The organism is Meiothermus sp. Pnk-1 (assembly GCF_003226535.1).
GTDB lineage: Bacteria > Deinococcota > Deinococci > Deinococcales > Thermaceae > Allomeiothermus.
Genome location: NZ_QKOB01000005.1, coordinates 31,906 through 57,207, shown reverse-complemented (window position 1 = coordinate 57,207; position 25,302 = coordinate 31,906). Strand labels below are relative to the sequence as shown.

At 66.3% G+C, this 25,302-nt stretch carries 25 protein-coding genes; 17 read left to right on the top strand and 8 right to left on the bottom strand.

Features of this window, described 5'->3' with window-relative positions:
- Positions 1-2: 2 nt before the first annotated feature.
- The 4 genes from DNA98_RS08650 (at position 3) to DNA98_RS08635 (ending at position 4,632) form a co-directional block, all read left to right on the top strand.
- Complete coding sequence (locus DNA98_RS08650; RefSeq protein WP_129865629.1) at positions 3-2,702, top strand: LPS-assembly protein LptD; 2,700 nt, start codon at positions 3-5, stop codon at positions 2,700-2,702.
- Complete coding sequence (locus DNA98_RS08645; protein ID WP_129865628.1) at positions 2,699-3,832, top strand: hypothetical protein; 1,134 nt, start codon at positions 2,699-2,701, stop codon at positions 3,830-3,832. The genes DNA98_RS08650 and DNA98_RS08645 overlap by 4 nt, the downstream gene beginning before the upstream one ends.
- Positions 3,833-3,901: 69 nt before the next feature.
- Positions 3,902-4,297, top strand: a complete 396-nt coding sequence (mce, locus tag DNA98_RS08640) for a methylmalonyl-CoA epimerase (protein WP_110529151.1) — start codon at positions 3,902-3,904, stop codon at positions 4,295-4,297.
- A complete protein-coding gene (locus tag DNA98_RS08635; RefSeq protein ID WP_174720003.1) occupies positions 4,294-4,632 on the top strand; it encodes a VanZ family protein in 339 nt (112 codons plus the stop codon). Before mce ends, DNA98_RS08635 begins: the two co-directional genes overlap by 4 nt.
- A gap of 105 nt (positions 4,633-4,737) precedes the next feature.
- Here DNA98_RS08635 and DNA98_RS08630 read toward each other — a convergent pair whose 3' ends face one another.
- Genes DNA98_RS08630 through metF form a run of 3 tightly spaced genes read right to left on the bottom strand, consistent with a single transcriptional unit; the run spans position 4,738 to position 7,024 of the window.
- The gene (locus DNA98_RS08630) at positions 4,738-5,358 is read right to left on the bottom strand and encodes a DedA family protein (RefSeq protein ID WP_110529148.1); all 621 of its coding nucleotides are present in this window, start codon (positions 5,356-5,358) and stop codon (positions 4,738-4,740) included.
- A gap of 30 nt (positions 5,359-5,388) precedes the next feature.
- Complete coding sequence (locus tag DNA98_RS08625) at positions 5,389-6,087, bottom strand: SDR family oxidoreductase (RefSeq protein WP_110529145.1); 699 nt, start codon at positions 6,085-6,087, stop codon at positions 5,389-5,391.
- Positions 6,088-6,136: 49 nt separating this feature from the next.
- On the bottom strand, positions 6,137-7,024 hold the full coding sequence (gene metF, locus DNA98_RS08620) for a methylenetetrahydrofolate reductase [NAD(P)H] (protein WP_110529142.1): 888 nt from the start codon (positions 7,022-7,024) through the stop codon (positions 6,137-6,139).
- Between the two features lie 149 nt (positions 7,025-7,173).
- Here metF and DNA98_RS08615 point away from each other — a divergent pair, with 149 nt between their 5' ends.
- From DNA98_RS08615 to pth, 10 genes are all read left to right on the top strand, one after another.
- A complete protein-coding gene (locus DNA98_RS08615) occupies positions 7,174-8,208 on the top strand; it encodes a LacI family DNA-binding transcriptional regulator (RefSeq protein WP_110529140.1) in 1,035 nt (344 codons plus the stop codon).
- 13 nt (positions 8,209-8,221) lie between these two features.
- Positions 8,222-9,508, top strand: a complete 1,287-nt coding sequence (locus DNA98_RS08610; protein WP_110529137.1) for an ABC transporter substrate-binding protein — start codon at positions 8,222-8,224, stop codon at positions 9,506-9,508.
- 169 nt (positions 9,509-9,677) lie between these two features.
- Positions 9,678-10,526: a carbohydrate ABC transporter permease gene (locus DNA98_RS08605; protein WP_110529134.1), complete on the top strand. Its 849-nt coding sequence runs from the start codon at positions 9,678-9,680 to the stop codon at positions 10,524-10,526.
- Entirely contained in the window at positions 10,523-11,323 is an 801-nt protein-coding gene (locus DNA98_RS08600) for a carbohydrate ABC transporter permease (RefSeq protein WP_110529131.1), read from the top strand. The genes DNA98_RS08605 and DNA98_RS08600 overlap by 4 nt, the downstream gene beginning before the upstream one ends.
- A 16-nt stretch (positions 11,324-11,339) precedes the next feature.
- Positions 11,340-12,410: an ABC transporter ATP-binding protein gene (locus DNA98_RS08595; protein WP_110529128.1), complete on the top strand. Its 1,071-nt coding sequence runs from the start codon at positions 11,340-11,342 to the stop codon at positions 12,408-12,410.
- Positions 12,407-13,672, top strand: a complete 1,266-nt coding sequence (locus DNA98_RS08590) for an amylo-alpha-1,6-glucosidase (protein ID WP_110529125.1) — start codon at positions 12,407-12,409, stop codon at positions 13,670-13,672. Before DNA98_RS08595 ends, DNA98_RS08590 begins: the two co-directional genes overlap by 4 nt.
- Before the next feature lie 3 nt (positions 13,673-13,675).
- Entirely contained in the window at positions 13,676-14,722 is a 1,047-nt protein-coding gene (locus DNA98_RS08585; RefSeq protein ID WP_110529123.1) for a zinc-binding dehydrogenase, read from the top strand.
- Positions 14,719-15,513, top strand: a complete 795-nt coding sequence (locus tag DNA98_RS08580) for a sugar phosphate isomerase/epimerase (protein WP_110529120.1) — start codon at positions 14,719-14,721, stop codon at positions 15,511-15,513. The genes DNA98_RS08585 and DNA98_RS08580 overlap by 4 nt, the downstream gene beginning before the upstream one ends.
- Before the next feature lie 149 nt (positions 15,514-15,662).
- Positions 15,663-16,280 (top strand): 50S ribosomal protein L25, encoded by a 618-nt coding sequence (locus tag DNA98_RS08575; RefSeq protein ID WP_110529118.1) that lies wholly within the window; start codon positions 15,663-15,665, stop codon positions 16,278-16,280.
- A 67-nt stretch (positions 16,281-16,347) separates the two neighbouring features.
- Positions 16,348-16,923, top strand: coding sequence for an aminoacyl-tRNA hydrolase (pth, locus tag DNA98_RS08570; protein ID WP_110529114.1), 576 nt, complete (start codon positions 16,348-16,350; stop codon positions 16,921-16,923).
- Here the strand turns inward: pth and DNA98_RS08565 are convergent.
- Entirely contained in the window at positions 16,886-17,761 is an 876-nt protein-coding gene (locus DNA98_RS08565; protein WP_110529108.1) for an aminotransferase class IV, read from the bottom strand. The genes pth and DNA98_RS08565 overlap by 38 nt on opposite strands.
- 70 nt (positions 17,762-17,831) lie before the next feature.
- Here DNA98_RS08565 and DNA98_RS08560 point away from each other — a divergent pair, with 70 nt between their 5' ends.
- Entirely contained in the window at positions 17,832-18,809 is a 978-nt protein-coding gene (locus DNA98_RS08560) for a D-alanine--D-alanine ligase family protein (RefSeq protein ID WP_110529105.1), read from the top strand.
- A gap of 99 nt (positions 18,810-18,908) precedes the next feature.
- Here the strand turns inward: DNA98_RS08560 and ftsH are convergent, their stop codons facing one another.
- On the bottom strand, positions 18,909-20,771 hold the full coding sequence (ftsH, locus tag DNA98_RS08555; RefSeq protein ID WP_110529102.1) for an ATP-dependent zinc metalloprotease FtsH: 1,863 nt from the start codon (positions 20,769-20,771) through the stop codon (positions 18,909-18,911).
- A 242-nt stretch (positions 20,772-21,013) separates the two neighbouring features.
- On the opposite strand from ftsH, the gene DNA98_RS08550 reads away from it, so the two are divergent.
- Positions 21,014-22,396, top strand: a complete 1,383-nt coding sequence (locus DNA98_RS08550) for a tetratricopeptide repeat protein (RefSeq protein ID WP_110529100.1) — start codon at positions 21,014-21,016, stop codon at positions 22,394-22,396.
- 132 nt (positions 22,397-22,528) lie between these two features.
- Here DNA98_RS08550 and DNA98_RS08545 read toward each other — a convergent pair whose 3' ends face one another.
- Genes DNA98_RS08545 through glpK form a run of 3 tightly spaced genes read right to left on the bottom strand, consistent with a single transcriptional unit; the run spans position 22,529 to position 24,651 of the window.
- Positions 22,529-22,756: a DUF2905 domain-containing protein gene (locus DNA98_RS08545; protein WP_110529097.1), complete on the bottom strand. Its 228-nt coding sequence runs from the start codon at positions 22,754-22,756 to the stop codon at positions 22,529-22,531.
- Between the two features lie 2 nt (positions 22,757-22,758).
- Positions 22,759-23,109: a dolichyl-phosphate-mannose-protein mannosyltransferase gene (locus tag DNA98_RS08540; RefSeq protein ID WP_110529093.1), complete on the bottom strand. Its 351-nt coding sequence runs from the start codon at positions 23,107-23,109 to the stop codon at positions 22,759-22,761.
- A 54-nt stretch (positions 23,110-23,163) separates the two neighbouring features.
- Positions 23,164-24,651, bottom strand: a complete 1,488-nt coding sequence (gene glpK, locus DNA98_RS08535) for a glycerol kinase GlpK (RefSeq protein ID WP_110529090.1) — start codon at positions 24,649-24,651, stop codon at positions 23,164-23,166.
- Between the two features lie 101 nt (positions 24,652-24,752).
- Here glpK and DNA98_RS08530 point away from each other — a divergent pair, with 101 nt between their 5' ends.
- Positions 24,753-25,247, top strand: a complete 495-nt coding sequence (locus DNA98_RS08530; protein WP_110529087.1) for a hypothetical protein — start codon at positions 24,753-24,755, stop codon at positions 25,245-25,247.
- Positions 25,248-25,302 lie beyond the last annotated feature (55 nt).

The following is a 25,302-nucleotide window of genomic DNA, read 5'->3' as shown; positions in this document are numbered from 1 at the left end:
GGATGAAATGGACCGGGGGAATGGCCGTTTTTCTGCTCTTTCTCTCCGCCCTGGCCCAAAGCGCCCCTGCGGAGGGTTCTCCCCAAGCCCGTACCCTGCGCATCGTCGAGGCCGACCGGCTCGAGCTGCGCAACGAGGGCACGGAGGAGATCATCATCCTCACCGGCAACCCGGTGCGGATGGTGCGGGGTGACGACCGAATCGAAGCGGAGCGGATCATCTACAACCGTACCCGGAAAAAGCTGCACTTGCTCGGCGCGGTACGGCTCAACGACAGGGAAAACCGGGTGGTGGAGGCCGAGCAGCTCGATCTTGACGCCAGCGACGATAGCTTCGAGGCCATAAGCGTCAAGATCCAGTCCGGCCAGTTCGACCTCACCGGCCCTCTCTGCCAACGGGCCGCCGGGCAGATCCTGCTCAGCGAAGGCTACCTGACCCCCTGCGCCCGCTGCGGGCAAGCGGTGGACGACTATGGCTTCCGGGCCAAGGAGGTACTCCTATACCCCGGCGACCGCATCATCGCCCGCGGGGTGTGGGTGCTCCTCAAAGGCCAGCCGGTGCTCTACTTGCCGGTGCTGCTGCTTCACCTCTCGGAGCGGCGACCCCGGCTCGAGCTCGGCCAGGACGACACCCTGGGCTGGTGGGCGCAGGCCGACTTGCCCTACGTGAGCGATTTCGGCCTCGGCTTCACCCTGCTGCGCTACTACGAGAACCGCGGCTGGGGGTTGGGGTTCGACCACTGGGGTACCGACGTGGCCCGCGAGCACTACCGCTTTTTGCTCCTGCCGCCCAACCCCAACCTACCGGGGGTCCCCCAACTCCAGTACAGCGCGGAGTACAGACTAGAGGAACCCGACTGGCGCTACGAGGTCAACCTCAAGCGCGACGACGCGGCTAGCGATGCGCTGCCCGGCCGTTTCGAAAACCTCGGGGGGCGGGCCTTACTCACTGACGTGGACGTGAACATCAGCAAGCGCCGGGGTGAACCGACCTTACGCTTTTCGTTGCGCGGGGTGATCGACCACGACCCCCTCACCCCGCGCCCGGGCGACGTGCAGCGCATCCCCGAGGTAGAGGTGGGCTTCCCCCAGGGGTACCGCGCGGGCGGCTTCAGCCTCACCGCGCGGATGGTGGTCGGCATCTACGGGGCGCCACCCAACCCGGCCAACCGCAGCGCCCGCCAGGCTTTCGGCAGCTACGGCTACGCCGGGCGGGCCCTGCTCGAGCACGCCGAATCGTACAATGCCCAGCTCTGGAGCGGGGCCTCTTTCAGCTTCAGCAACCGCTTCTTGGGCTACTACTACAGCACCCGCAACCCGGACGGCGAATACGAGCGCCAGATTGATTGGACCACCTCGGCCAGCTTCCGCCAGGTGCTAGGGTCCTTCAGCCTCTCGCTGAGCCTCAACCGCACCGCCCGCGAGGGAGAGAACCCCTTCTCCGGGGTAGACCCTTCCCCCTCCCAGCGGGCCACCCGCCAGACCCGCTTGGGAATCAACCTGAACTATACCCAGGGGCCTTTCAGCCTCTCAGCTTCCACCACGCGGCTGCTCGAGAACAGCCTCAACCCGGGGGTGCTCAACACCAGCCCCTACGATGCGCTAACCCTTACCCTGGGCTACTCCTCGAGCCCGCTGCGCACCACCCTGACCCACACCCGCGACCTCAACGAGGGCAAGAACCTCACCACCTCCGGCTCCCTCCAGTACACCCCGCAACCCTTCAGCTTCGGGGTCAACACCAGCTACAACTGGGACTGGCAGGAGCGGGGGGTGCAGCGCTGGGGGCCGCTGAATTTGAGCGCGGGCTATGCCCTACCAGGCGGTAACGTCTCGCTCTCGCACGCCCGCGACCTGAATACCGGTTGGGGTCAGAACACCACCTTCTCGCTCACCCTGCGCGACAACCTGGACAGCTATACCCTCAGCCAAACCGTCACCGACGCCAACCCCGCGCAAAACACCCCGGCTACCCTCTCCGGCAGCGCCCGGGCCATCTGGGGTGTGCACAGCCTGTCTTTCAGCGATGCGTTCCGCTTCCAGATCCCCGACCCGGCCATCACCGACCCCAGCGAGGACACCGCCAACCTTACCCTGGCCTACAGCAACAGCTTCAGCAACACCAACTTGAGCCTAAATGGGGTGTGGTACTTTCGCGACGGGTATGTCAAGAACCCGCTGCTCAGCTTCAGCCAGATCCTCCGCGACCCCGGTCGTACCCTGACCCTGCGGGGAGTATGGCACTTCCCCGAGCGGGACCAGCCCTACCACTACCTGCAAACGCTCAGCTTCGTCGGGGGCCTCGAGGTCTTCCCGGCCCCGCTCTTGCCCGAAGACCCCCCGGGCCTAGCCATCCAGGGCGGGCTCAACCTCAACCGCACACCCGATAGCGGTAAGTTCGCCCTCGTGGTGAGCGACTTTGGCCCCACCTTCAGCTTCGTGGGCGCCGAGCGCACGCGGCTTTTCCTCAGCGCCTTCTTCAGCGGCAGCGCCAGCGCTTTTCCCGGGGATTCCCTTCTGGGCCTGCTCAAGCCGCGCATCGTGGTTGTTCTGGACCGTTGCTGCTGGGCCATGCGCTTCACCCTCGACGCCCAGAAAAACGCCGCCACCCTCTCCTTCCTCTACGGCGGACAGGCCGCCGACTTCCTCCTCGACCAAAGCGGCTTTCAATTCCCCGGGCTCGGCAACAGGAGTACCCCATGAGACTACCGTGGTTCCGATTGGCAGGGATCGCCATAGGCTTAGGGCTAGCCCTTTCGGCCTGTAGCGGGAGCACCGGCGAGGCCGTGCCGCAGCTTTTCGTGGCGGCGGGCGGCCAGCAGATTCGCTTCTACAACTCTCTCGCCCTGCGCCCCGACCGCCCCGAGTTTTCGCAGCCGCTCACCCCTTTAGCAACCTGCAACGTGAGGGCCGATATACTCGACCTCTTCTTCGACCAGAACGCGCGCAAGCTGTGGGTGCTGACCCCCTCGAGCCTGCTCCGCTACGACACCAGCGCCATCAAGGAAGGCCCTCAGATCGGGCAGATCCCCTCCTTCGACTGCGACCAAACCCCCCTGCCGACGGAAACCCTGACGCAAAATCTGAGCCCCGCTTTCTCCTGTCCCAGCGGCTATCTGCGCCCGGGCTCGAGCTACTTATTGGTGGTCTGCCGCAGCGGTAGCAGCCTACAGCTTTGGCGTCCCCTTCAGAGCACCCCCGGGCTCACCAGCAGCGACCAGCTCAACCTGGCTATTCTGGCCTCGCTCTCGGAGAACGCCCGCTTCGCCCTGGGGCCGGGGGACGGCCTGGCCTACGTAGACGGGGCGGGCAACAACTTCACCCTGGGATTCTTTCCCGATCCCAGCAATACGCCCACCACCATCTACCAGCAGCCGTTCACCAGCGCGCTGGTCTTGCCCCAGCTCCGCGACTTCCGCTACCCGCTGGGGCAGCTGTACGTGCTCCTGAGCGATAGCCTGAACGGCAACAGCGAGGGCGTTACCTGGACCCCCACCTCCTCTACCGCCACCCCTTCTGCGCCCCGCCGAATCCCGGATCGGGGGCTTTCCAGCCTCACCGCCGGGCAGGGCCTGATCGTGGGGTTCGGCCCTAAGGGCTTCGCCCGGCTGGACGGCAACACCTTGCTGCCCACCACCAACCCCGAGGAGGCCTACCAGGCCGGGCTCGTCAGCCTGGACAACTACCTCTACCTGGGCCGGGGCGCCGAGCTGGTGATCTACGACCTGCAAGGCGACCCCAGCTTGCAAAGCCCGTTCGGTCCCAAGGCCCTGGGGTTCACCCCCACCCACCTGGCCTACGGCCCGGTCAGCCTGCTGCCGGTGAGCCCCTAGAGGCCTGGCGATACGACTAGCCCGTTTTTCTCCACCGCGTTTACTGGAACGTTGGGATACCTTGGTAGCATGAAGCTACATCACGTAGGAATCGCCGTAACCGACCTCGAGCAAGCCGCCGAACTCTACGCGCGGCTGGGGTATAGGCTCGAGGCCCAAGGCCGCGTGGAAAGCCAAGGCGTTCAGGTATACATGCTGCGCAGCGGAGCGGATCGGCTGGAACTCCTCTATGCTACTCGCCCCGACTCCGCCGTCGCCAAGTTCATCGAAAAGCGCGGGCCAGGGCTGCACCACCTGGCCTTCGCCACCCGGGATATCCGGGCCGAGCTGGCCCGGCTCGCGGCCGAAGGCGCACCCTTGATCGACAGCAGCCCCCGGCCCGGATTTGGGGGGCACCCGGTCGCGTTCGTACACCCCAAGTGGGCAGGCGGGGTGCTGGTGGAGCTGGTGGAGGCGGAGGGGTGATCCGCCCCCTATACCTGATCCTCGCCCTGGGCTGGATGGGGGGGATCTTCTACCTCTCCTCCCAAAGTGGGGAGCGGGTAGGCATCCCCTCTCCCTGGGACAAGTTCGTCCATGCCGGGGTGTATGGGCTGTTGGGCTGGCTGCTGGCCAAAGGCAGCGGTAGCCCGCGCTGGGGTTGGGCCATCGCGGTCGCCTATGGCCTCAGCGACGAGTTTCACCAAAGCTTTGTCCCCGGGCGACAGGCCGACGTGCTGGATCTGCTGGCCGACTCGGTGGGGGCCTTTCTGGGCATCCACCTGCCGCAGAAGCCGCGCCGGGCTTGGTGGCGCGCGTAGGAGGGATGGCCTGGGCCAATTCCGACGAAGGTCGCCCCCGGAACTTTGCCGCCTTTCCCCCGGGCAAAGCCTCGCCCCTGGCCTAAACCGCCTGTCCCGCGGCTTTTATGGCTGCTGACCCGGAGGGGGCTGTTGGCCTTTTGACTTTTTCCGCGCGCCCCCCCCGCGGTGGCGCACATACTCGAGGCCCGCCGGAACCGCCCCCACCAGCACCCCTAGGGCCACGATCAGCAGGATGTAGCGGTCTAGGTGAGGGAAGAACTCTCCCACCCGCCAAGCCGCCAGGGTCACGCCCTGGGTCCAGAGGATGCTTCCGACAAGGTTCAACAGGGCGAAGCGCGGCCAGGGAACCCCTAGCGAACCCGATAAGAAGGGGGTCAGGGTGCGCACCACCGGCACGAAAGGGCCGAAGACAATCGCCAAGACCCCGAAGCGCTCAAAGAAACGCTGCCCCCGCGCGTAGAGGTCGGGACGGACCCGAGTTTTGAGCCGGGGTCCCAGCAAGCGGCCCCAGTAGTAGCCCAGGTTGTTGCCCAATACCGAACCCAAAAATAGGGCCAAGAGCGAGACCGGCAGGCTCATCTTCTCGGTCGCCGCCAGCAGGCCCACGGTGATGAGCAGGGTGTCGCCGGGAAGGAAAAACCCCACCAGAAAACCGGTTTCGAGCAGTACGATGGCGAAAATGCCCAGGTAGGAGATCTGCTCGACGAGGGTAGCTAAATCCATACCCTCCTACGTTACCCTATAGCTCCGCCCCTATCGCGGGGGGAAGACGGGAAGCTCGAGCAGCCGCCCGCGCCGGCTGCGGCTAGCGGCAAACAGCAGGGCTTGCGCGAGCTCGCCGGGGTCGATCCACCCGCTGGGGTCGGCGCCGGGCTGGTCGTTGCGGTTGTCCGGGGTGTCGACGGTGCCCATGGGGTAGAGGATCGCGACCCGGATATCGGTGCCCTCGAGCTCTCCGTCTAGCGAGCGCAAGAAGGTGGCGGCGGCGCTCTTGGCGGCGGCGTACAGGGCCTTGTTGGGCCCCTTTCCCTCCCAGGCAGGAGCGGCAGCGAAGCCGGCGATGAAGCCGTCTTTCTGCTCGAGCAGCCCCGGCAGCACCGCCCGCACCGCGTAAAACAGGGTCTTCACGTTGCGCTCGAACATCCGCTCATAGACTTCCGGGTCGGCGTCCCGGACCGGCCCGAAAGCAAAGCCGCCCACGGTATGGATCAGCCCATCCAGCCGCCCCATCTGGCCTCGTACCTCCCTCACCAGGGCCTCGGTGGCCGCGTAGTCGGTCAGATCGAGGCCAAACCCCAGCCCCCCTAGCCGCCTTGCGCGCTCTTGGACGGCCTCGGCGTGGATATCGGCCAGCGCCAACCTGGCCCCCGCGGCGGCGAAGGTCTCCGCGATGGCGGCCGCCACCGGGCCACCGCCACCGGTGAGGAGGTAGACTTTCCCGTCCAGTCTCATACCCGCATTATCCCAAGCCTGAGGCCCAGGATGTTGGGGAGGGCACACATCAAGCGGATCGGGCCATCCGGCTGCGCAGGTTCTCGACTACCCAGCGGGTGGCGGGGGATTTGTTGAGGGTATAGAAGTGAATCCCCGGCGCCCCCGCCTCGAGCAGCTCCAGCGCCTGGCGGGTGGCGTGTTCCACCCCGATCTCGAGCACCGCCTGCGGGTCGTCGGCGAACCTCTCGAGCTGCGCCAAGAGCGGCCCCGGCAGGCTGGCCCCGCACATCTCGGTGAAGCGGCGCACCTGGGCCAAGTTGGTGATGGGCATCAGCCCCGGCACGATGGGCACCTCGATCCCCACCTTGCGGGCCCGCTCGACGAAACCCAGGTACAGGGCGTTGTTGAAAAAAAGCTGGGTAACCAGGAAATCCAGCCCGGCATCCACCTTGCGTTTGAGGTTGCGCAGATCGGCCTCGAGGCTAGGCGCTTCCGGATGCCCCTCGGGATAAGCGCCCCCGGCGATGCAGAACGCGTCGCCGTAGCGCTCGCGGATGAAGGCTATGAGTTCATTGGCGTAGCGGAAGCCGCCCTCTACCGGGCGAAACTCCTGCTGGCCTCTAGGAGGATCACCCCGAATCGCCATGAGGTTCTCGGCCCCTACCTGACGCAGCTGCTCCAGCACCTCGCCTATCTCCTCGCGCGTCGCGCCCACGCAGGTCAGGTGGGCCATGACCTCGAGCCCCACCTCTTTTTTGATCCGCCCTACCCACTCCACCGTTTTGCCTCGCGCGCTCCCCCCTGCCCCATACGTCACCGAGACGAAAGCCGGCTGGAGCGGTTTTAAGACGTGCAAGGTGCGGAAAAGTTGGGCCTCGCCCTCCTCGGTCTTGGGCGGGAAGAACTCGAAGGAGAACAGCGGTTTGCCTGGAGCGAACTGGGTATGAATCTTCATACACTTCCCTCCAGTGTAAAGAAAAACCCACCCCCCCTCCACCGGCCCGCCGCCCTGCGGGCCCTTGACCAAACCCTGAACAAGTGCTAGGGTATAGAAAACGTTTACATCATCTCAGCAATGGGGTTTTTAGCCCCGGTGGAGGTTTTGTGCCCGACTCCCATTCCCCCGACATTCGCCAGGTGGCGGCCTTGGCTGGGGTCTCGATTGCCACCGTTTCGCGGGTGCTCAACAACTCCAGCCGGGTGAGCGCGGCCACCCGGGAGCGGGTGCTCGAGGCCGCCGCCCGGCTGGGCTACCGCCCCAACCCCCTGGGCCAGCGCCTGCGCAAAGGCCGGGCCGAGACCGTGGGGGTGGTGATTCCCGCGCCGCAGGGGCGCTTCGCCGATTCGTTTTTCCTGGAGCTGCTGGCTGGCCTGGGCGAGGGGCTGTCCGAGGTGGGCCTGGACTTACTGGTGACCACCAGCCCCCCGGGTCCCCAGGAGCTCTCCTGCTACCAGCGCCTGGTCGAGAGCAAGCGGGTGGACGGCTTGGTGCTCGCCCGCACCCGCCGCCTGGACGAGCGCATCGTGTACCTGCTCAAGCGAAAGGTCCCCTTCGTGGCCCACGGGCGCAGCGACCTGATCGACGAGCCCTTCCCCTACCTGGACATCGACGGCGAGCAGGGTTTTCACAAAGCCACCCAGCACCTCCTGAACCTGGGCCACCGCCACATCGCCTACATCGGAGCCCCTCACGAACTCAACTTCGCCCAGCACCGCCTGAAGGGGTATCAACGGGCGCTGGCGGAAGCGGGCCTTCCCCTGCGGGCGGAGTGGGTGCTCGAGGGCGACCTGAGCGAGGAGAGCGGCTACCGGCTCACCCAGGCCCTGCTGGGCTTACCCCGGCCCCCCACCGCCCTGCTGTGCGCCAACGACCTCATGGCCCTCGGAGCCCTGCGGGCCCTGCGCGAGCGGGGCCTCAAGGCCGGGCGGGAGGTTTCGGTCATCGGCTACGACGACATTCCCCTAGCCCACTACACCGACCCTCCCCTCTCCACGCTGCACCAGCCCTTCCACGCCATGGGCCGGCGCCTGGTGGAGATGCTCTTGGCGCGGCTGGGGGGGGCCGCCGCCGAGGAGTTGCAGGAGATCTGGGTGCCCGAGTTGATCCTGCGGGGGTCGGATGGGCCGCCGCAAAGCTAGAAGGAGGTTTGGTATGAGAAGGCAGTGGATCGGCTTCAGTCTGATGGGGGCGGCGCTGGTGGCCCTGGCCGCGGTGTTCGCCCAATCGCCATCGGTGTTGTTTGTCTCCACCCAGTTCACCCCCATCGAGGAGGCCCAGCGCATGCGCCAGGTCATCCTCAAGGACTTCTCCGGGCGGGTGGAGTTCATCCCCGAGGACAACGCCCCCTTCACCAGCCGGATTCTCTCCGAGGCCAAGACCGGTAGGGTCAACGTCAGCCTGGTGGGGGGGCTGCACGGCGACTTCCCGCCCCTCATCGCCGCCGGGGCCATGGACACGGTGGATGACGTGATGGCTCAGCTCAAAGAGCGCAAGTTCTCCCCCACCTTCGTCGGCCTGGGCAAGATGGGCACGGCCAACCAGTACTACATCCCCTGGATGCAGGCCACCTACATCATGGTGGCGAACAAGCAAGCCTTGCCGTATCTTCCGGCCAAGGCCAGCCTCAACACCCTCACCTACTCCCAGCTCAAAGAGTGGGGGGCCAATTTGCAAAGAGCCACCGGCAAGCGCCTGCTGGGCTTCCCCGCTGGCCCCCGGGGGCTGATGCACCGCTTCACCCAGGGCTACCTTTACCCCTCCTACACCAAGAGCGCGGTGAGCAAGTTCCGCAGCGAAGAAGCCGAGAACATGTGGGCCGAGTTTAAGGAGATCTGGCAGTACGTCAACCCCCAAGCCACCACCTACGACTTCATGCAAGAGCCGCTCCTGTCGGGCGAGGTGTGGGTGGCCTGGGACCACATCGCCCGCCTGCGCGATGCGCTCAACCAGCGGCCCAACGACTTCGTGGCCTTCCCCGCTCCCATCGGGCCCTATGGCCGCGGCTTCATGCCGGTGCTGGCCGGGTTGGGGATTCCTAAAGGCGCCCCCAGCCGGGCCGGGGCGGTGGCCCTCATCGAGTACCTAACCCGTCCCGAGGTACAGATCGCCACCCTGGTACAAAACGGCTTCTTCCCGGTGATCCAGATCAAGCTCCCCGACAACCTCCCGCAGGGCACCCGCATGGCTGCGGATGCCATCGCCCGGCAGGCCCAGAGCAATGTCGCCCTGCCCAGCCTGCTGCCGGTGGGCCTGGGGGCCAAGGGCGGGGAGTACAACAAGGTCTTCCAGGACACCTTCGCCCGCATCATCCTGCGGGGTGAGGAGATCCGGCGCGTGCTCGACAGCGAGGCCGTCAACCTGCGGCGGGTCATGAACGACACCAAGGCCCCCTGCTGGTCGCCCGACCCCGCCAGCGAAGGCCCCTGCCCGGTGAACTAGCCAGAGTGATGGTCGAAGGCGTATGACCCGCAGCGCGTGGCTCGTGGTTACCCCTTCCCGCGGGCGTCGAGGGTCTAGGGTCAAGGCGTCTTGCGTTTGGCGTTTGGCTTTTTGCGTACGACGCACGACCCGCGCCAGCTGCTTCAGGATTTGACAGCCAAAGGAGCCTATGCGCAGTGAACGGTACATCCCCTACCTGCTGGTCCTGCCCAGCGTGATCTTCCTGCTGTTTTTGTTCGCCTGGCCGCTGGTGGAGGCCTTGCTGCTGTCGGTGCGGGGAAGCGAGGGGTGGACGCTCGAGCACTTCCAGCGCATGGCCGCCGACCTCTACTTCAAGGATGCCGTCAAATACACCGTGCTCCTGGCCGTGGTGGTGGTGCCCTTGCAGGTAATCTTAGCCCTGGGCATGGCCATGCTGCTGGGGGGAATCTCCAAGGGGCGCGACCTGTTTTTGTACGTCTGGACGATTCCCCTGGGCATCTCCGATCTGGCGGCGGGCCTGGTGTGGCTTTCGATCTTCACCGAGCGGGGCTACCTCAACAGCTTCCTGCAAGCCCTGGGGCTCATCCAGGAGCCGAGGCTGTGGCTGAGCTACGAGACCCCGGCGATGCTCTTTCTGGCGGTGGTGGCGGCGGAGGTCTGGCGGGCGACGGCCATCGTCTTCGTGATCCTGGTGGCGGGGTTGCAGCTCATCCCCAAGGAGTACGGCGAGGCCGCCGAGGTCTTCGGCGCGACGCCCTGGCGGCGGTTCTGGCGGGTCACGCTGCCCTTGCTGATGCCCAGCTTGCAAGTGGCGCTGATCCTGCGGACGATCCTGGCGCTGGAAGTCTTCGCGGTGGTGGTGGCGCTGGGTGGGCGCAACTTGCCGGTGCTGGCCGGGGAAGCCTACTTCTGGTACAACGCCTACCAGAACCCCGGCGTAGCGGCGGCGTACGCGGTGCTGATCCTGGGCATCTCGGGGCTGGCGACGCTGCTTTACCTCAGGCTCCTGCGCCCCCGACAGGAGGTAGCCGCGTGAACCCCCGCACCATCTATCTGGCGCTGGCCGTGCTGCTGGCGCTATGGGTGCTGGTGCCCATCTTCCTCATCGCCACGCTGGCCTTCAGCGACCGGGCCTCGGTGTTCGCCTGGCCCAAGGGCATCCTGCCACAACGCTTCTCCTTAGAAACCATCGCCTTCTTCTTCGGGGTCGCGGGGGTGGGCAAAGCCATCGGCAACAGCGTCATCGTCGCCGGCCTGACCCTGCTTTTCGCGGTGCTCCTGGGCGCTCCCGCCGGCTATGCCCTGGCCCGCTACCGCTTTGCCGGGGCCGACGCCTACCGCCTGCTCATCCTCATGACCCGCGCCTTCCCGCTGGCCATCCTGGCCGTCCCCCTTTCGGTACAGTTCATCCGCCTGGGGCTTTACGACACCGCGCTGGGCGTAGCCCTGGTGCATACCGCCCTGGCCCTGCCCTTCGCGGTGCTGGTGACCAGCAGCCTCTTCCTGGGGATCCCCAAAGAGCTCGAGGAGGCCGCCTGGACCCTGGGCTGCACCCGCATCCAGGCCTTCCTCAAGGTGGTGCTGCCCCTGGCCCTGCCCGGGCTGGCCGCCACGGCCATCTTCGCCTTCGTGATCTCCTGGAACGAGGTCTTCGCCGCCACCTTGCTCACCCTGCGCGAGCGCACCCTCCCCGCCTTCCTCCTCACCGCCCTCAACGACTCCCCCCTCCCCTTCCGCTTCGCCGGCGGCTTCTTCCTGATCGTGCCCGCGCTGGTGTTCATCTTCGCCATCCGGCGCTATTTGTTCACGCTGTGGGGGATCGCCAACCGGTGAGCCTGCTAGGAGATCTATGGCCGGAATTCGAGTGCAAAACATCGTAAAGCTCTTCGGCAGGGTGAAAGCCCTGGATGGGGTCTCGCTCGAGGTGCGCGACCAGGAGTTCGTGGTGCTCTTGGGGCCTTCGGGCTGCGGCAAGACCACCTTGCTGCGCATCATCGCCGGGCTCGAGCACGCCGACGAGGGACAGGTGTTCATCGGGGAGCGCGACGTGACGGCCCTACCCCCGCGCTCGCGCAGGATCGCGATGGTCTTCCAAAACTACGCGGTCTTTCCCCATCTCACCGTCTTCGAGAACATCGCCTTTGGGCTCAGGATGCAAAAGGCCTCAGCCGAACGGATCAAAGCCCAGGTGGAGCGGGCCGCCACGCTCATGCACATCGAGGGGCTGCTGGAGCGCTACCCTGCGCAGCTCTCGGGTGGGCAGCGCCAGCGGGTGGCGGTGGCCCGCGCCCTGGCCGTCGAACCTGAGGTGCTCTTGATGGATGAGCCCTTATCCAACCTCGATGCCCTGTTGCGCCTGGAGATGCGGGCCGAACTCAAGCGCCTGTTGGCCGAAAGCCGCACCACTACCCTCTACGTGACCCACGACCAGGTGGAGGCCATGAGCTTGGCCGACCGCATCGCGGTGATGAACGCCGGACGCGTGGTGCAGTACGACGAGCCGATGAAGGTCTATCAGGAGCCTGCCGATACCTTCGTGGGCGGCTTCATCGGCAGCCCGCCGATGAATTTCCTGCGGCTGCCGGTGGAGGGCAGCCAGGCCCGGATCGAGTCGCTGACCCTGGAGTTACCCTCCTCCCCGCCGGGCAAGGAGGTCCTGCTGGGGGTGCGGCCCGAAGACCTCGAGGCCCACCTCGAGCCCCAACCCCAGAGCTTTCCCGCCCGTGTCCTGGTGGTCGAACCGCTGGGATCGCACCTGCTGCTGACGCTGAGCTACGAACAGCAGCCGCTCAAGGTCACGGTGCCCCCCGACTTCGCCGCCAGACCCGGGCAAACCCTGTGGCTCAGGCCCCAGCCGGGCCGCCTGCGCTGGCTCGACCCGGCGAGCGGCCAATCGCTCCCCCACGCGAGGCCAGCATGAAGACACGAGAATCGCTGGAGCAGGAGGCCACCCGCATCCTCAGGGCCAACGACCGCGGCGGCTTCACCGTGCCCACCGCCGGGCTCTACCCGTTTCAGTGGCTTTGGGACGCGGGCTTCACCGCGCTGGGCTGGATGAGGATCGACGAGGCGCGGGCCTGGCAGGAACTCGAGACGCTCTTCCGGGGCCAGTGGGAAAGCGGGATGCTGCCCCACATCGTCTTCCATAGGCCGGAGTCGAGCTATTTTCCGGGGCCCGAGCGCTGGGGCACCCCCCATACCCCGCCCACCTCGGGCATCACCCAGCCGCCGGTGGTGGCGACCTTCGTGCGCTGGATGCTCGAGCAGGCCCAGGATAAAGCGCTGGCGGAAGAAAAAACCCGCGCCCTCTACCCCAAGATCCTGGCCTACCACCGCTGGTTCAAGCGCGAGCGCGACCCGCAGAACACCGGCCTCATGACCACCTTCCACCCCTGGGAGACCGGCGCCGACAACAGCCCGGCCTGGGACGAGGCCTTGGCCCGCGTCCCGGTGGACCCCCATCTCCCCCCCTACACCCGCCGCGACACCAGCCACGTAGACCCCAGCCAGCGTCCGCACAAGGCCGAGTACGACCGCTTTCTATCGCTGCTCGAGGTCTACAAGCGCGCCGGCTACGACCAGCTGCGCCTGCACCGCGAGTGCCCCTTCCGCGTGGTCAGCCTGCTCATCGACTGCGTGCTGCACCGCGCCAACCGCGACTTGCTGTGGCTGTCGCAGCGCTTCGGCTTTGGCGACGAGGCCGAGATCGCGGGCTGGCTCGAGGCCAGCCAGGGGGCCATCGAGACGCTCTGGGACGAGCAAGCCGGGCTTTACCACAACTACGACCGAGTACAGGACGCGCCCATCCGGGTGGGGACCTCGGCTTCCTTTTTGCCCCTCTACGCCGGAACCAGCAGCCCCCTGAGGGCCGAACGGCTGGTGCGGACGCTGGAAAGTTGGGCCGAGCGGGTGCGCTACCTGGTGCCCAGCACCGACCCCACCCACCCCAAGTTCGAGCCCCAGCGCTACTGGCGCGGCCCGGTGTGGGCCATCATGAACTACCTCATCGCCCGGGGGTTGGTCGAGTACGGCTACCCCGAAGCCGCCGAGCGCCTGCGCCAGGACGCCCTCAAGCTAGCGGAACTCTCCGGTTTCAGCGAATACTATCACCCCACCACCGGGGCCGGGTTGGGCGGAGGAGAGTTTTCCTGGACGGCAGCGATGGTGTTGTGGTGGAGGTAGGCCGTGGGCATCCAGGTGGTGTTCACCGCTCCCCGAACCGTTCAGCTGCAAGAGTACCCTGACCCTCCGCTGCAACCCGGCGAGGTCCGGGTGCGTACCCTCTACTCGGGTATCTCGGCGGGCACCGAACTCACCCAGTACCGCGGTACCAATCCCTACCTCGAGAAGCGTTGGGATCCCGAACGACGCCTCTTCGTGCCGGGTCAGGCGGGGCTCGAGTATCCCCTGCGGGGCATCGGCTACGAGCAGGTGGGCCAGGTCGTGGAGGTGGGCTCGCAGGTAAGGAGGCTCGAGGTCGGGCAGGTGGTCTGGGGTTCGTGGGGGCATCGCAGCTCGGCTGTGTTGAGCGAGGAGGTCACAGCTCCAAGGCGGTTGAGGGGCGAAAGCTGGGATCCGCGGATAGGCATCTTTGCCCGCATCGGCGCGATTGCCCTCAACATGGTTCACGACGCGGAGGTTCGGTTGGGAGATACGGTGGCGGTGTTTGGGTTAGGGGTGGTAGGGATCCTTGCGGCCCAGCTGGCTCGGTTGAACGGGGCGGAGGTTGTGGCCGTGGATGGAATCAAACAACGCCTCGAGCTGGCCCGGAAGCTCGGCCTCCAGACGATAGACTTTCGCCAAGAAAACCCCGCCGAGGCTATCAAAGCCCTCACCCACAACCGGGGGGCCGACGCAAGCTTGGAGGCCACCGGCTCCTATACCGCCTTGCACGAGGCGATCCGGGCCACCGCCTATAACTCGAAGGTGGTGGTCGGAGGGTTCTTCCAGGGGGAAGGGACCGGACTCCGGCTGGGGGAGGAGTTTCACCACAACCGCATTCAACTGATCTGCTCCCAGACCTCCGGGGTACACCCCGGCCTCGATCACCGCTGGGATCGGCTCCGGCTCGAGCAGACCGTGATGCGGCTGGCGGTAGAGGAAAAGCTCGAGCTGAGGGCGTTGGTCTCGCACGTCTTCCCTGCCCTGGAAGCCGCCCGAGCCTATGAACTCCTCGATCAGCAGCCAGCGGAGGCCGTGCAGGTGATGTTGGATTTTCAGGAGGTCGCGTGAAGTTGGCCGCCCAGGAACACCTTTTGCCCGGAGGCAGCCTGCTCGAGAAGTGGGCCTTCGCCCAGAGCGCGGGCTTTGAGGGGATCGAGATCCTGGCCAAGAGCCGCGGCGAGTTCGGCGGGCGCTTGCCCGAGCTACGAGAAGCCGCCCGGTCCGGCGTGGTGCTGTCCTCGATCTGTCTGGCGGGCGGGCCGTTTATCGGGGAGTTCGACCCGGAGAAGCGCCGGGAGGCCCTCGAGCGGATGAAGTTCCTGCTCGAGACCGCCCCCCAGATCGGGGCGCGCGGGGTGGTCACGCCCGCCGCCTACGGCATCTTCTCCAAGCGCTTGCCCCCCTTTGAGCCCCCGCGCGGCGCGGAGGAGGATCACCGCATCCTGCTCGAGGCCCTGCGCACCCTGGGCGAATACGCCAAAAAGGTGGGCACCACCCTCTTCCTCGAGCCTTTGAACCGCTACGAGGATCACATGGTCAACACCCTCGAGCAGGCCGCGGCTTACTGCCAGGAAACCGGCTTGGAATCGGTCAAGGTGATCGCCGACCTCTATCACATGAACATCGAGGAAGCCCAGCTTCCCCGCTCGATCCGAAAGGCGGGCCGATACCTCGCCCACGTCCATCTGGCCGATTCGAACCGCCTCGAGCCCGGCGCTGGCCACAGCGATTTCGCCTCGGTCTTCACCGCCTTGCGGGAGATCGGTTTTGATGGCTTTATGGCTTTTGAATGCCGCCTGAGCGGCCCCGCTGAACAAGTCCTGCCGGCCTCGGTGCGCCGGCTGCGCTCTTGGCTATGAACGGGCGGGGGCCTCCAAATCCCCCGCTGAGGCCGCGGTCTTCCCCAACTCGCCGAATCTCACCCTTCCTTCTTCCCCAGCCGTGTGGTAAACTCGGAAGGCTTGTGTTTGGGCGACCCCCGCCCGGCACCCAACCAAGGAGAAGGTGTATGGAATACCGGCTCAAAGCCTATTACCGCGAAAGCGAAAACCCCGAGCGGCTGCGGGATTCGGGCAAAATCCCCGGCATACTTTACAACAAGCAGATCAACAAAAAGGTCTACGTGGACCTCGGTGAGTTCGACAAGGTCTTCCGTCAAGCCTCCATCCACCACGTGATCACCCTCGAGCTCGAGGGCCAAACCCAAGACGTGCTGGTGCGGCAGGTCAACCTCGACAAGCGCAAGCGCCGCCCGGCCCATGTGGATTTTTATGCCCTCTCCGATGAGCCGGTGGCGATGTACGTGCCGCTGAAATTCGTGGGCACCCCTCAGGGCGTGCGGCTAGGTGGGGTGATGGACACCGTGTTGCGCGACGTCGAAGTAAAGGTTTCCCCCCGCAACATCCCCGATTTCATCGAGGTAGACGTGAGCGGTTTGGGCATCGGGGATAGCCTTCACCTCTCCGATCTCAAGCTGCCCGAAGGGGTCAAGCTCAATATGCGGGGCGACTCCACCGTGGTGACCATCGTGCCGCCCGAGGACGCCGAGAAGTTGGCCGCCGAAGCTGCGGCCCCTGCCGCCGCCGAACCCGAGGTGATCAAGAAGGGCAAGGCCGAAGAAGAGTAGGGCCGGCAGATCGTGGCCTACGGCTGATGGCCTACCGCGGCCATCGGCGTTTTTCTATGGATGAGCCATGGGTTTTTTAGTCGTCGGACAGGGCAACCCCGGGGCGCAGTACCTAAGCAGCAAGCACAACGTGGGCTGGCGGGTGCTGGATCGGCTGGGCCTCGAGTTCCGTATCCAGGGGGAGGCGGGGATCGCCGAGCTTAGCCTAGGGGGCGAGAGAGGCTGGGTCATGAAGCCCCTCACCTACTACAACGCCACCGGCAGGGCGGTGGCCCCTTTCGCCCGCTTTTACAAGATCCCGCAGGAGCGCATCCTGGTCGTCCACGACGAGCTGGATCTGCCCTTGGGGAAGCTCCGCTTCAAAAGCGGGGGCGGGAACGCCGGGAATTACGGCCTCGAGTCCATCACCCAGGCCCTGGGCTCCTCCGGCTTTCATCGTCTCAGGATCGGCATCGGCAAACCTAAACGCCCGGAGGAGGGAGCGAGCTGGGTCTTGAGTGGCTTTCGGCCCGATCAGCTGCCGGTGTTAGAGCGGGTGCTCGAGGCCGCCGCGGAAGGGGTCAAGGTCTGGGTGGCGGAGGGCTTCCAGGCAGCCCAGCAGCGCTTCAATGGCCTGAACTTTGCGGCCTCGGAGCAAGGCTAGCCCGAGCGGTGAGGTACTCCTCCACGTGCTGCTGGAAGGCCTGCATCAGGCGGCGGGTGTGGGGGCCGACCTGGCCGCTGCCTACCTTTCGCTCGTCCACTTGCGTCACCGGCATCACCCCACGGGTCGAGCTGAGGAGGAACACCTCCGGCGCGGCGAAAAACTCCTCCAGCGAGATGTCCCGCCTTTCGACGGGCAGCAGCTCGCGCGCCACCCCCAGGAGCCTGCGCCGGGTGACGCTCTCCAGCACATCCCTCCCCGCGGTGACCAACACCCCCTCCTGGGTAACGATCCCCAGGCCGGAGCGGGCCCCCTCGAGCATCCGCCGCCCGTCGTGGTAGAGCACCTCCACCGCGCCCAGGGAGCGCATCCGGGGGATCAGCCGCACGGCCATCAGGTAGTCGGTGGTCTTGGCCTCGGGCAGCTCGCGCAGGTTGCGCTGGGTGATGACCTTCACCCCCTGCTCGTACTGCTCGGCGGGGTAGGGCCGGACCTCGGTCTCGGCGATGATCAGGTTGGGGGTGGTGGGCGTGAAGGCGTCGGGCGAGTACCCCCCGGTGAGCACCAGCTGCACCCCCGCCTCCCGCGAGGCGTTGGCCTCCACCAGCCGGAAAACCAGCCGTCGAATCTCCTCCGGCGGCCACGGGGCATCGAGGAACAGGAGCTCGGCTGAGCGCTGGAAACGCTCCAGGTGATCCTCGAAGAACAGGGGTATGCCCCGCACCACCCGGAAGAACTCAAAGGCCGCATATCCGCGCCGCAACCCCAGGTCGCTGATGTGGATCTTGGCCTCCGCCTCGGGGACCAGCTCGCCATTGAGAACGACGTACTTGGCCATAACCCCCATTATCGGACAGGGAAGCGGGTTGGGTCGAGCCGGGCCAGGGTGTTACAGTATCATCAGCATTATGAGCAACTTACGCGTTTTACTCATCGCCGGGGGACAGTCCGGGGAGCACGAGGTCTCCCTCTCCTCGGCTCGAGGGGTGCTGGCGGCCATGCCCCACCCTACCGACCTGGCGGTGATCGCCAAAGACGGGAAGTGGCTGTTGGGGGAATCCGCCCGGCGAGCTGTGCACGCGGGCCGCGCCGAGGCGGGCGAGCAGGTCTTCCCGCCGCCGATCGAGTGGCGGGCTTATGCCGCAGCTTTCCCGCTCCTGCACGGGACCCTAGGCGAAGACGGGACCATCCAGGGGTTTTTCGAGATTTTGGGGCTGCCCTACGTGGGGGCGGGGGTCACGGCCTCCGCCTTGTGTATGGACAAGGACCTTTGCAAGCGGGTGCTGGCCCAGGCCGGGATCCCGGTGGTACCGTGGGTGAGCTTGTACCGGGGCGACCCCCTACCTCCCCCCCCGTTCCCAGCCCCTTATTTCGTCAAGCCGGCGAACACCGGTTCCTCGGTCGGGGTGAGCAAGGTGAGAGCCGACCAGGACGGGCACCAAGCGCTCGAGGAGGCTTTTCGCTGGGACCGCAAGGTGGTCATCGAACAGGGGCTCGAGGGGGTGCGGGAGCTGGAAGTTGGCCTTCTGGGTAACGTGCAAGCCCGCGCCAGCGTGGTGGGGGAGATCACCTACCACGGCGAGTTCTACGACTACCGAACCAAATACACCGAGGGCCTAGCCCAGCTGCACATTCCGGCCCGCATCTCCGCCGAGCTCGAAAAGCGCATCCAGGAGTTGGCGCTCGAGGCCTACCGGGTGCTGGGGGTGCGGGGGATGGCCCGGGTGGATTTCTTCCTGGCCCGTGACGGACAGCTATACCTCAACGAGCTCAACACCATCCCCGGCTTCACCCCCACCAGCATGTATCCCAAGCTGTGGCAGGCGTCAGGGATGAGCTACCCGGAGCTTTTAGACCGCTTGGTGCAGCTGGCGCTGGCCAGATGAGCCGGGCGCGGGCCTGGGAGCTCCCAACAGGGCGGGGTAGCGTTCCGACGGGGATGGAAAAGGCCGCCCTGTCGGGCGGCCTCGGCGGCGGACAGAGCCCTACGCCTCAGGGGCCTGGGTCGGCGTGGCCACGGGCTGCAAAGCCTTGGCCTCGGCCAGGATCTCCCGCACCCGGTTGCCCAGGATGGTCTCGTGGGTGAGGAGTTCCTCGGCGATCTTGTGCATGGCGGGGGCGTGGTCGGAGAGCACCTTTTTGGCCTTGGCGTAGGCGTCGTCGAGAATCTTGCGGATGTCCTCGTCGATGAGGCGGGCGGTCTCCTCGGAGTGGTCCTGCTTCTTGGCGATTTCCTCGCCCAAAAAGATAGGGCCGCTGTTGGAGCCCCAGGCCACGTTTTTGAAGTGCTCCCCCATGCCCCAGTCCAGCACCATCTGCTTGGCCATCTGGGTGGCTTGCTTGAAGTCGTTGGCCGCCCCGGTAGTGATGGTGCCGGTAAAGATCTCCTCAGCGGCGCGGCCCGCCAGGGTCATGGCCAAGGTGTCCTCGAGGTGTTCCTTGCTCATCAGCACCCGCTCCTCGGGCTTGCTCCAGCGCACCCCCAAGGACATCCCGCGCGGCACGATGGAGACCTTCTCGGTCTTGTCGGCGTAGGGGAGCACCTCGCCCGCGACGGCGTGGCCAGCCTCGTGGTAGGCCACCGCCCGCTTCTCGGCCTCGGAGAGCTTGAGCGTGCCGCGCTCGAGGCCCAGCATGATCTTGTCCAGCGCGGTGCGGAAGTGGCTCATATGGATCTGGTTGTACCCCTCGCGGGCCGCTTGTAGCGCGGCTTCGTTCACCAGGTTTTTGAGGTCGGCGCCGCTCATCCCCGGGGTGATCTGGGCCAGTTCGGCCACCTCCACGTCCGAGGCGATGGGCTTGCCCCGCATGTGGACCAGCAGGATCTCCTTGCGCTCCTCCATGGTGGGCAGGCCGATCACCACCTCGCGGTCGAAGCGCCCGGGGCGCAACAGCGCCGGATCCAGGATGTCCGGGCGGTTGGTCGCGGCCAGCACGATCACGCTGGTGTCCTTTTCGAAGCCGTCCATCTCGGAGAGGATCTGGTTGAGGGTCTGTTCGCGTTCGTCGTGCCCACCGCCGATCCCCGCCCCGCGCTTGCGCCCGATGGAGTCCAACTCGTCGATGAAGATGATGGCCGGGGCGTTGCGCCGAGCCTCCTCGAAGAGCGAGCGCACCCGGCTGGCCCCCACCCCCACGAACATCTCCATGAACTCCGAGGCCGAGACCGAGAAGAAAGGCACCCCTGCCTCTCCGGCGATGGCCCGCGAGAGGAGGGTTTTGCCGGTCCCGGGAGGCCCCACCAAGAGCACCCCCTTGGGGATCTCGGCCCCGATGCTGATGTACTTCTGAGGGTTCTTGAGGAAGTCTACGACCTCCATCAGCTCGCGCTTGGCCTCGGTGTGTCCGGCCACGTCCTTGAAGGTGGTGGAGACCCGCCGCTCCTTGCCGTACTGCCGGGCCCGGCTTTGGCCAAACTGCATCACCTGCCCGGCCCCCCCTTGCGAGCGCATGAAGAAGAACCAAAAGAAGGCCATCAGCAGGACCACCGGGGCGAAGATCCCGATCACCTGGGGCCAGATCGAGGGGGCGCGGGTGATCACCTCGACGTTGTTCTGTTGCAAAAGCGGAATGAGCTCGTCATCCCGAACGCTGCTGGGCAAGGTGGGTAGGCTGAAGCGAGACACCGTAGAGCTTCCGCCGTTGGTAGAGATGCGCTCGGGAACCTTGAACACCCCGGTGATGCGGTTCTCCTCCAGGATCACCCGCGCGATCTTGCCCTCGCTAACGTATTTCCTGAAATCGCTATAGGAGACGGTGGGCTGGTTGCCGCCGGAAAACAGGGTGAACAACCAATATCCGGCGATAACCAGGATTACCAAGGTCCATGGATTGATGCGTGTTGGCAACCTTATACCTCCTCAACCCCTTTGGGCTAAAGCTAGCTCAAATCAAACACCCCGTTGGTGCGCTAGCCCAAAGTAGGACATTCGCCCCAAATCGCCCGCTCAGGGCACACCTGTATGGTAACTCACCAACGGATGAGGATTGGGTGCCAGGAAGGATAACGGCCCGCGCCACGCCCCCGGGCCTACTTACGTTGGGCGTTGGGCGACGGTGCGATGCAGCGCACTGTGGTATTCTCGCTCGGATGCAGCGGGTGCTGGAAGCACTACACCAGGGAGATTACGACACCGCATTTGAGATGTTGGTGCGCGCTTTGACCTTTGCCCAAGGGGAGGCGGCCAAGGAGGCCTCGCTGCTCTTGGCGGAGGCTTACACCCTCTACGGCGAGGGCGGGCTCGAGGGGGCTTACCGCGCCCTGGAGGAGGGCCGCGAAGCCTACCCCGACCTCGAGCTTCACCCTCGCTACCGGGCCCTTCTGGCCGAGTTGCGGGCGCTGGAAGGAGCCTCTGAGGGAGAAGTCAAATCCCTATGGATCGAAAGCGACGACCCCCAAGCCCAGTACCACCAGGCCCAAGCCCTGCTCTATCTGGGTCTACCCGAAGAAGCCCTGGGGGTTCTTGAGCGGCTGTTCTCCCCCCATCAACCCCGCCTCCCCGACTTTCTCGCCTGGCGAGCCCACGCCTTGCGGGGGAAGGCCTATGAGCGGCTCGGCCAGCTGGGAGAAGCCGCCCTGGCCTACCGGGAAGCCGCCCGCGGGGCGATGGGCCTCGAGCGCTACTGGAACCTGCTCGATGCCGCAGCGATGTTCGTGGAGGCGGGAGAGGGGGAGAAAGCGCTTGAAATGCTGGGCGAGGCCGGTGAAACCCTGAGCGATCCTGGGCTGGAAGACCCCGAAGACGCCGCCACCCGAGCCTACCTGGAGGCCCGGGCCCATCTGCTCCTGGGCAACCCTAACCGGGCTCTGGAGGCCATCGCCCAGGCCCTCGAGCTGGAAAAACAGGGCGCCGAGCCCGCCCACGGCACCCCGCTGGTACAGGGCCAGGCGCTGATGCAGCTGGGGCAGTACCAAGCCGCCATAGAGGCCTTCCGCGAGGCTGCCGCCCGCGCCGAGGACACCGACCGCACCTATGCGCTGCACGAGCTGGGGGTAGCCTCCCTGGAGGGGGGCGATGCCGCCGCCGCCGAAGCCTATCTGCGCGAGGTGGTGCGCGACCCCGAGTACGCCTACTTGGGCGAAGCCTGGGGTGACCTCGCCGAAACCCTCTATCGTCAAAACCGTTACGACGAGGCCCGCCAAGCCGCTCAGCAGGCCATTGAGCTCGAGGCTGCCCCCGCCGGTCACCTGATCCTGGGCCACCTAGCCTATGACCTCTTGAACCTGGAGGAGGCCCTCGAGCACTACGAGGCTGCCGCCCAGGAGGCCCCCGAGGGCAGCCGGGAGTGGATAAGCGCCAACGAGATGGTGGTGGACGTGCTGGCCCAGATGGGCTTCGTGCGCCCACAGGAGATCGTGGCCCGGGCTGAGGCCCTGTTGCCCCTTCTGGCCGAATCCGACGAGTGGCGCGACACCCTACACGGCTACATAGAGCGAGCCCGAACGATGCTTAGCGGGCGAACGCTCAACTGAGCGGCCACGAAGGCCACCCGCCCTTGGAAAAGCTCCCCTCTCCTCCCCCGGCACGACTGCTCAACGCCCGCAAGTCCCTAATCCGAACGCTCCGCCGCCCAGAGCATGCGCTCGCGCATCCCCGGGGGCCGCTCACTGGCCGCGAAACCAGCGGGCCAACAGGTTGAGCAGGAGGCTCAGCGCCAGGCTCAGCAACAGCGTCGAGGCGAGGGGGAAGTAAAGCCGAAAGCCATCGCGCTCGAGGCGGATGTCCCCCGGCAGGTGGCCGAACCAGCCCAAAAGCTTTGGGGCGTAGGTCCACAGCAGCCCCAGCAAAAGCAGCAGCCCCCCCAAGACCATCAGCCAGCGTCCGGTTTCCATCGTTAGCCCGGTCTGTTCCCGCCCATACGCTCGCGGACGGCTTTGGCCAGTTCCTCGGCCTTGGCCCTGGCGGCTTCGGCAGCCTGCTTGACCCCTTCGGAAAGCCGCTCGAGCCGGTCGGGGATGCCGTCGCTATCCTTGTCCAGGCCGACCTTGATCTCGTCCAGCTTAGCCCTGGCCTTCTCCGCAGCCTCGCGGGCCTGCTCCATCAGCTCCTTGAGGGCATCGGGTACCCCGTCTTTGTCCCGGTCGAGGTTGGCCTTGACCTCGTTGAAACGGGCCTCGGCCTCCTTGAGGGCCCCCTCGGCTACCTGCCGGGCTTTCTCGAGCATCTCCTGAATTGGGCTTGCCATAATGGACCTCCGCCCCCGATTATCGGCGATGAGGGCATGAAGGTGGATGTTAAGCTACTGCGCCCAGCCCCTGGCCCGCTCCACCGCCTTCTGCCAGCCAGCGTAGAGGCGGGTTCTTTCCTCCTCGCTCATCTGGGGCTCGAAGCGCCTGTCCACCGCCCAGCGCTCGGCGATCTGGGCCCTATCCAGCGCCCCCACGCCGATGGCCGCCAGGTAGGCCGCGCCCAGCGCGGTGGTCTCGGTGACCTGCGGGCGCAGCACCGCCCTCCCCAGGAGGTCGGCCTGGAACTGCATCAGCAGCTCGTTGACGCTGGCCCCGCCGTCCACCCGCAGCTCGCTGAGCCGGAGCCCCGAGTCGGCCTCCATGGCCGCGAGCACGTCCTTGGTCTGGTAGGCGATGGCCTCTAGGGCGGCCCGCGCGAGGTGGGCCTTGGTGCTGCCCCGGGTGAGCCCCACGATGGTACCCCGCGCGTAGGCATCCCAATAGGGCGCGCCCAGCCCCACGAAGGCCGGAACCAGGTAGACCCCATCGGTGCCCGGCACGCTCTTGGCCAGGGCCTCGACCTCGCCCGACCTCTGGATGATGCCCAGCCCGTCGCGCAGCCACTGCACCACCGCCCCCGCGATGAAGACCGAGCCCTCGAGCGCGTACTCAGGCCCTTCCCCCTCGAGCTGCCAGGCCACCGTGGAGAGCAGCCCCCGCCCCGAGGCCACGGGCTTGGGACCGGTGTTCATCAGCAAGAAGCAGCCCGTGCCGTAGGTGTTCTTGGCCATGCCCGCCGCGAAGCAGGCCTGCCCGAAGAGCGCGGCCTGCTGGTCGCCGGCCACCCCCGCAATGGGGATCGAGGCCCCCAAAAGCTCGCGCACGGTGTGGCCGTAGACCCCCGCCGAGGGCCGCACCTGCGGCAGCACCGCCTTGGGGATGCCCAGCACCCCCAGCAGGTGGGGGTCCCACTCCAGGGTTTGCAGGTTGAATAGCAGGGTGCGCGAGGCGTTGGAAACGTCGGTGGCGTGCACCTGGCCGCCGGTGAGGTTGTAGATCAGCCAGGAATCGACGGTGCCAAAGCACAGCTCCCCCTTCCCCGCCCGCTCACGCAGGCCCGGAACCTCGTCCAACAGCCACTTGAGCTTGGTGCCCGAGAAGTAGGGGTCCAGCACCAGCCCGCTCTTCTGGCGGAAGACCTCCTCGTAGCCGCGCTGCTTGAGCTCCTCACAAATTCCCGCCGTGCGCCGGTCCTGCCAGACGATGGCCCGGTGCACCGGCTTACCCGTGGCCCGTTCCCACAGCACCACCGTCTCGCGCTGGTTGGTGATGCCGATGGCGGCGATCTCCGCCGGAGCCACCCCAGAGCGCCGGATGGCCTCGCGGGCAGTCTGGATCTGCGACTGCCAGATCTCCAGGGGGTCGTGCTCGACCAGGCCGGGCTGAGGAAAGTGCTGGGTGAACTCCTGCTGGGCCTGAGCCAGCGGTCTTCCCTCGAGGTCGAAGACGATGGCGCGGCTGGAAGTGGTTCCCTGGTCCAGGGCTAACAAGTAGGGCATGAGACCTCCTGAATCCGCCTGATTTTACCGGTTGTCGGGGGCATTAGTCTCCCCACATCCACCCCGAGCGGAATATGCCAGGCTAGAACCCGGAGGTCAACATGCACATCAGGGATAACTTCACCCCGGAAGAATGGGACAAGGTGCTGAGCGGCCCCGCGGCGGCGGCAGCAGCGATCTTGGCCGCGGCCCCCTCCGGCCTTACCGGGATCATCGCCGAGGGGATCGCCACCGTAAACGCCATGAAGGAGCTGGCCCGGGCCTCGAGCGCACCGCTTCTCCAGGCTATCGCCGCCAGCCTCGACGCCAAGCAGGAAGAGCAGCCAGAGGCGCATCCACGCGACGGCCAGCGCTTCAAGTCCTTCGAGGAGGCCAAGAAGGCCATGCTCGAGCGCTTGCGCAGCGCTTTCTGGATCGTCCAGACCAAGGCCACCCCCGAGGACGTCTCCGCCTACCAGCAGTACGTGGTCAGTGTGGCCGAGCGGGTGGCCCGGGCCGCCAAGGAGGGGGGCTTCCTGGGCATCGGCGGCGAGCAGGTCTCCCAAGCCGAGAAGGATACCCTGGACGAGATTCGGTCGACCCTGGGGATAGCTTAGCGCTTTTCTCTCCCTCCCAGCGCTCTCCCAAAGCCTAGAGGGGGGAGATTTATCT

Coding starts and splice junctions, on each gene's coding strand:
- DNA98_RS08650 (WP_129865629.1), top strand. CDS start 3: ATGAAATGGACCGGGGGAATGGCCGTTTTTCTGCTCTTTCTCTCCGCC.
- DNA98_RS08645 (WP_129865628.1), top strand. CDS start 2,699: ATGAGACTACCGTGGTTCCGATTGGCAGGGATCGCCATAGGCTTAGGG.
- mce (WP_110529151.1), top strand. CDS start 3,902: ATGAAGCTACATCACGTAGGAATCGCCGTAACCGACCTCGAGCAAGCC.
- DNA98_RS08630 (WP_110529148.1), bottom strand. CDS start 5,358: ATGGATTTAGCTACCCTCGTCGAGCAGATCTCCTACCTGGGCATTTTC.
- DNA98_RS08625 (WP_110529145.1), bottom strand. CDS start 6,087: ATGAGACTGGACGGGAAAGTCTACCTCCTCACCGGTGGCGGTGGCCCG.
- metF (WP_110529142.1), bottom strand. CDS start 7,024: ATGAAGATTCATACCCAGTTCGCTCCAGGCAAACCGCTGTTCTCCTTC.
- DNA98_RS08610 (WP_110529137.1), top strand. CDS start 8,222: ATGAGAAGGCAGTGGATCGGCTTCAGTCTGATGGGGGCGGCGCTGGTG.
- DNA98_RS08605 (WP_110529134.1), top strand. CDS start 9,678: ATGCGCAGTGAACGGTACATCCCCTACCTGCTGGTCCTGCCCAGCGTG.
- DNA98_RS08595 (WP_110529128.1), top strand. CDS start 11,340: ATGGCCGGAATTCGAGTGCAAAACATCGTAAAGCTCTTCGGCAGGGTG.
- DNA98_RS08590 (WP_110529125.1), top strand. CDS start 12,407: ATGAAGACACGAGAATCGCTGGAGCAGGAGGCCACCCGCATCCTCAGG.
- DNA98_RS08575 (WP_110529118.1), top strand. CDS start 15,663: ATGGAATACCGGCTCAAAGCCTATTACCGCGAAAGCGAAAACCCCGAG.
- pth (WP_110529114.1), top strand. CDS start 16,348: ATGGGTTTTTTAGTCGTCGGACAGGGCAACCCCGGGGCGCAGTACCTA.
- DNA98_RS08565 (WP_110529108.1), bottom strand. CDS start 17,761: ATGGCCAAGTACGTCGTTCTCAATGGCGAGCTGGTCCCCGAGGCGGAG.
- DNA98_RS08560 (WP_110529105.1), top strand. CDS start 17,832: ATGAGCAACTTACGCGTTTTACTCATCGCCGGGGGACAGTCCGGGGAG.
- DNA98_RS08550 (WP_110529100.1), top strand. CDS start 21,014: ATGCAGCGGGTGCTGGAAGCACTACACCAGGGAGATTACGACACCGCA.
- DNA98_RS08545 (WP_110529097.1), bottom strand. CDS start 22,756: ATGGAAACCGGACGCTGGCTGATGGTCTTGGGGGGGCTGCTGCTTTTG.
- DNA98_RS08540 (WP_110529093.1), bottom strand. CDS start 23,109: ATGGCAAGCCCAATTCAGGAGATGCTCGAGAAAGCCCGGCAGGTAGCC.
- glpK (WP_110529090.1), bottom strand. CDS start 24,651: ATGCCCTACTTGTTAGCCCTGGACCAGGGAACCACTTCCAGCCGCGCC.
- DNA98_RS08530 (WP_110529087.1), top strand. CDS start 24,753: ATGCACATCAGGGATAACTTCACCCCGGAAGAATGGGACAAGGTGCTG.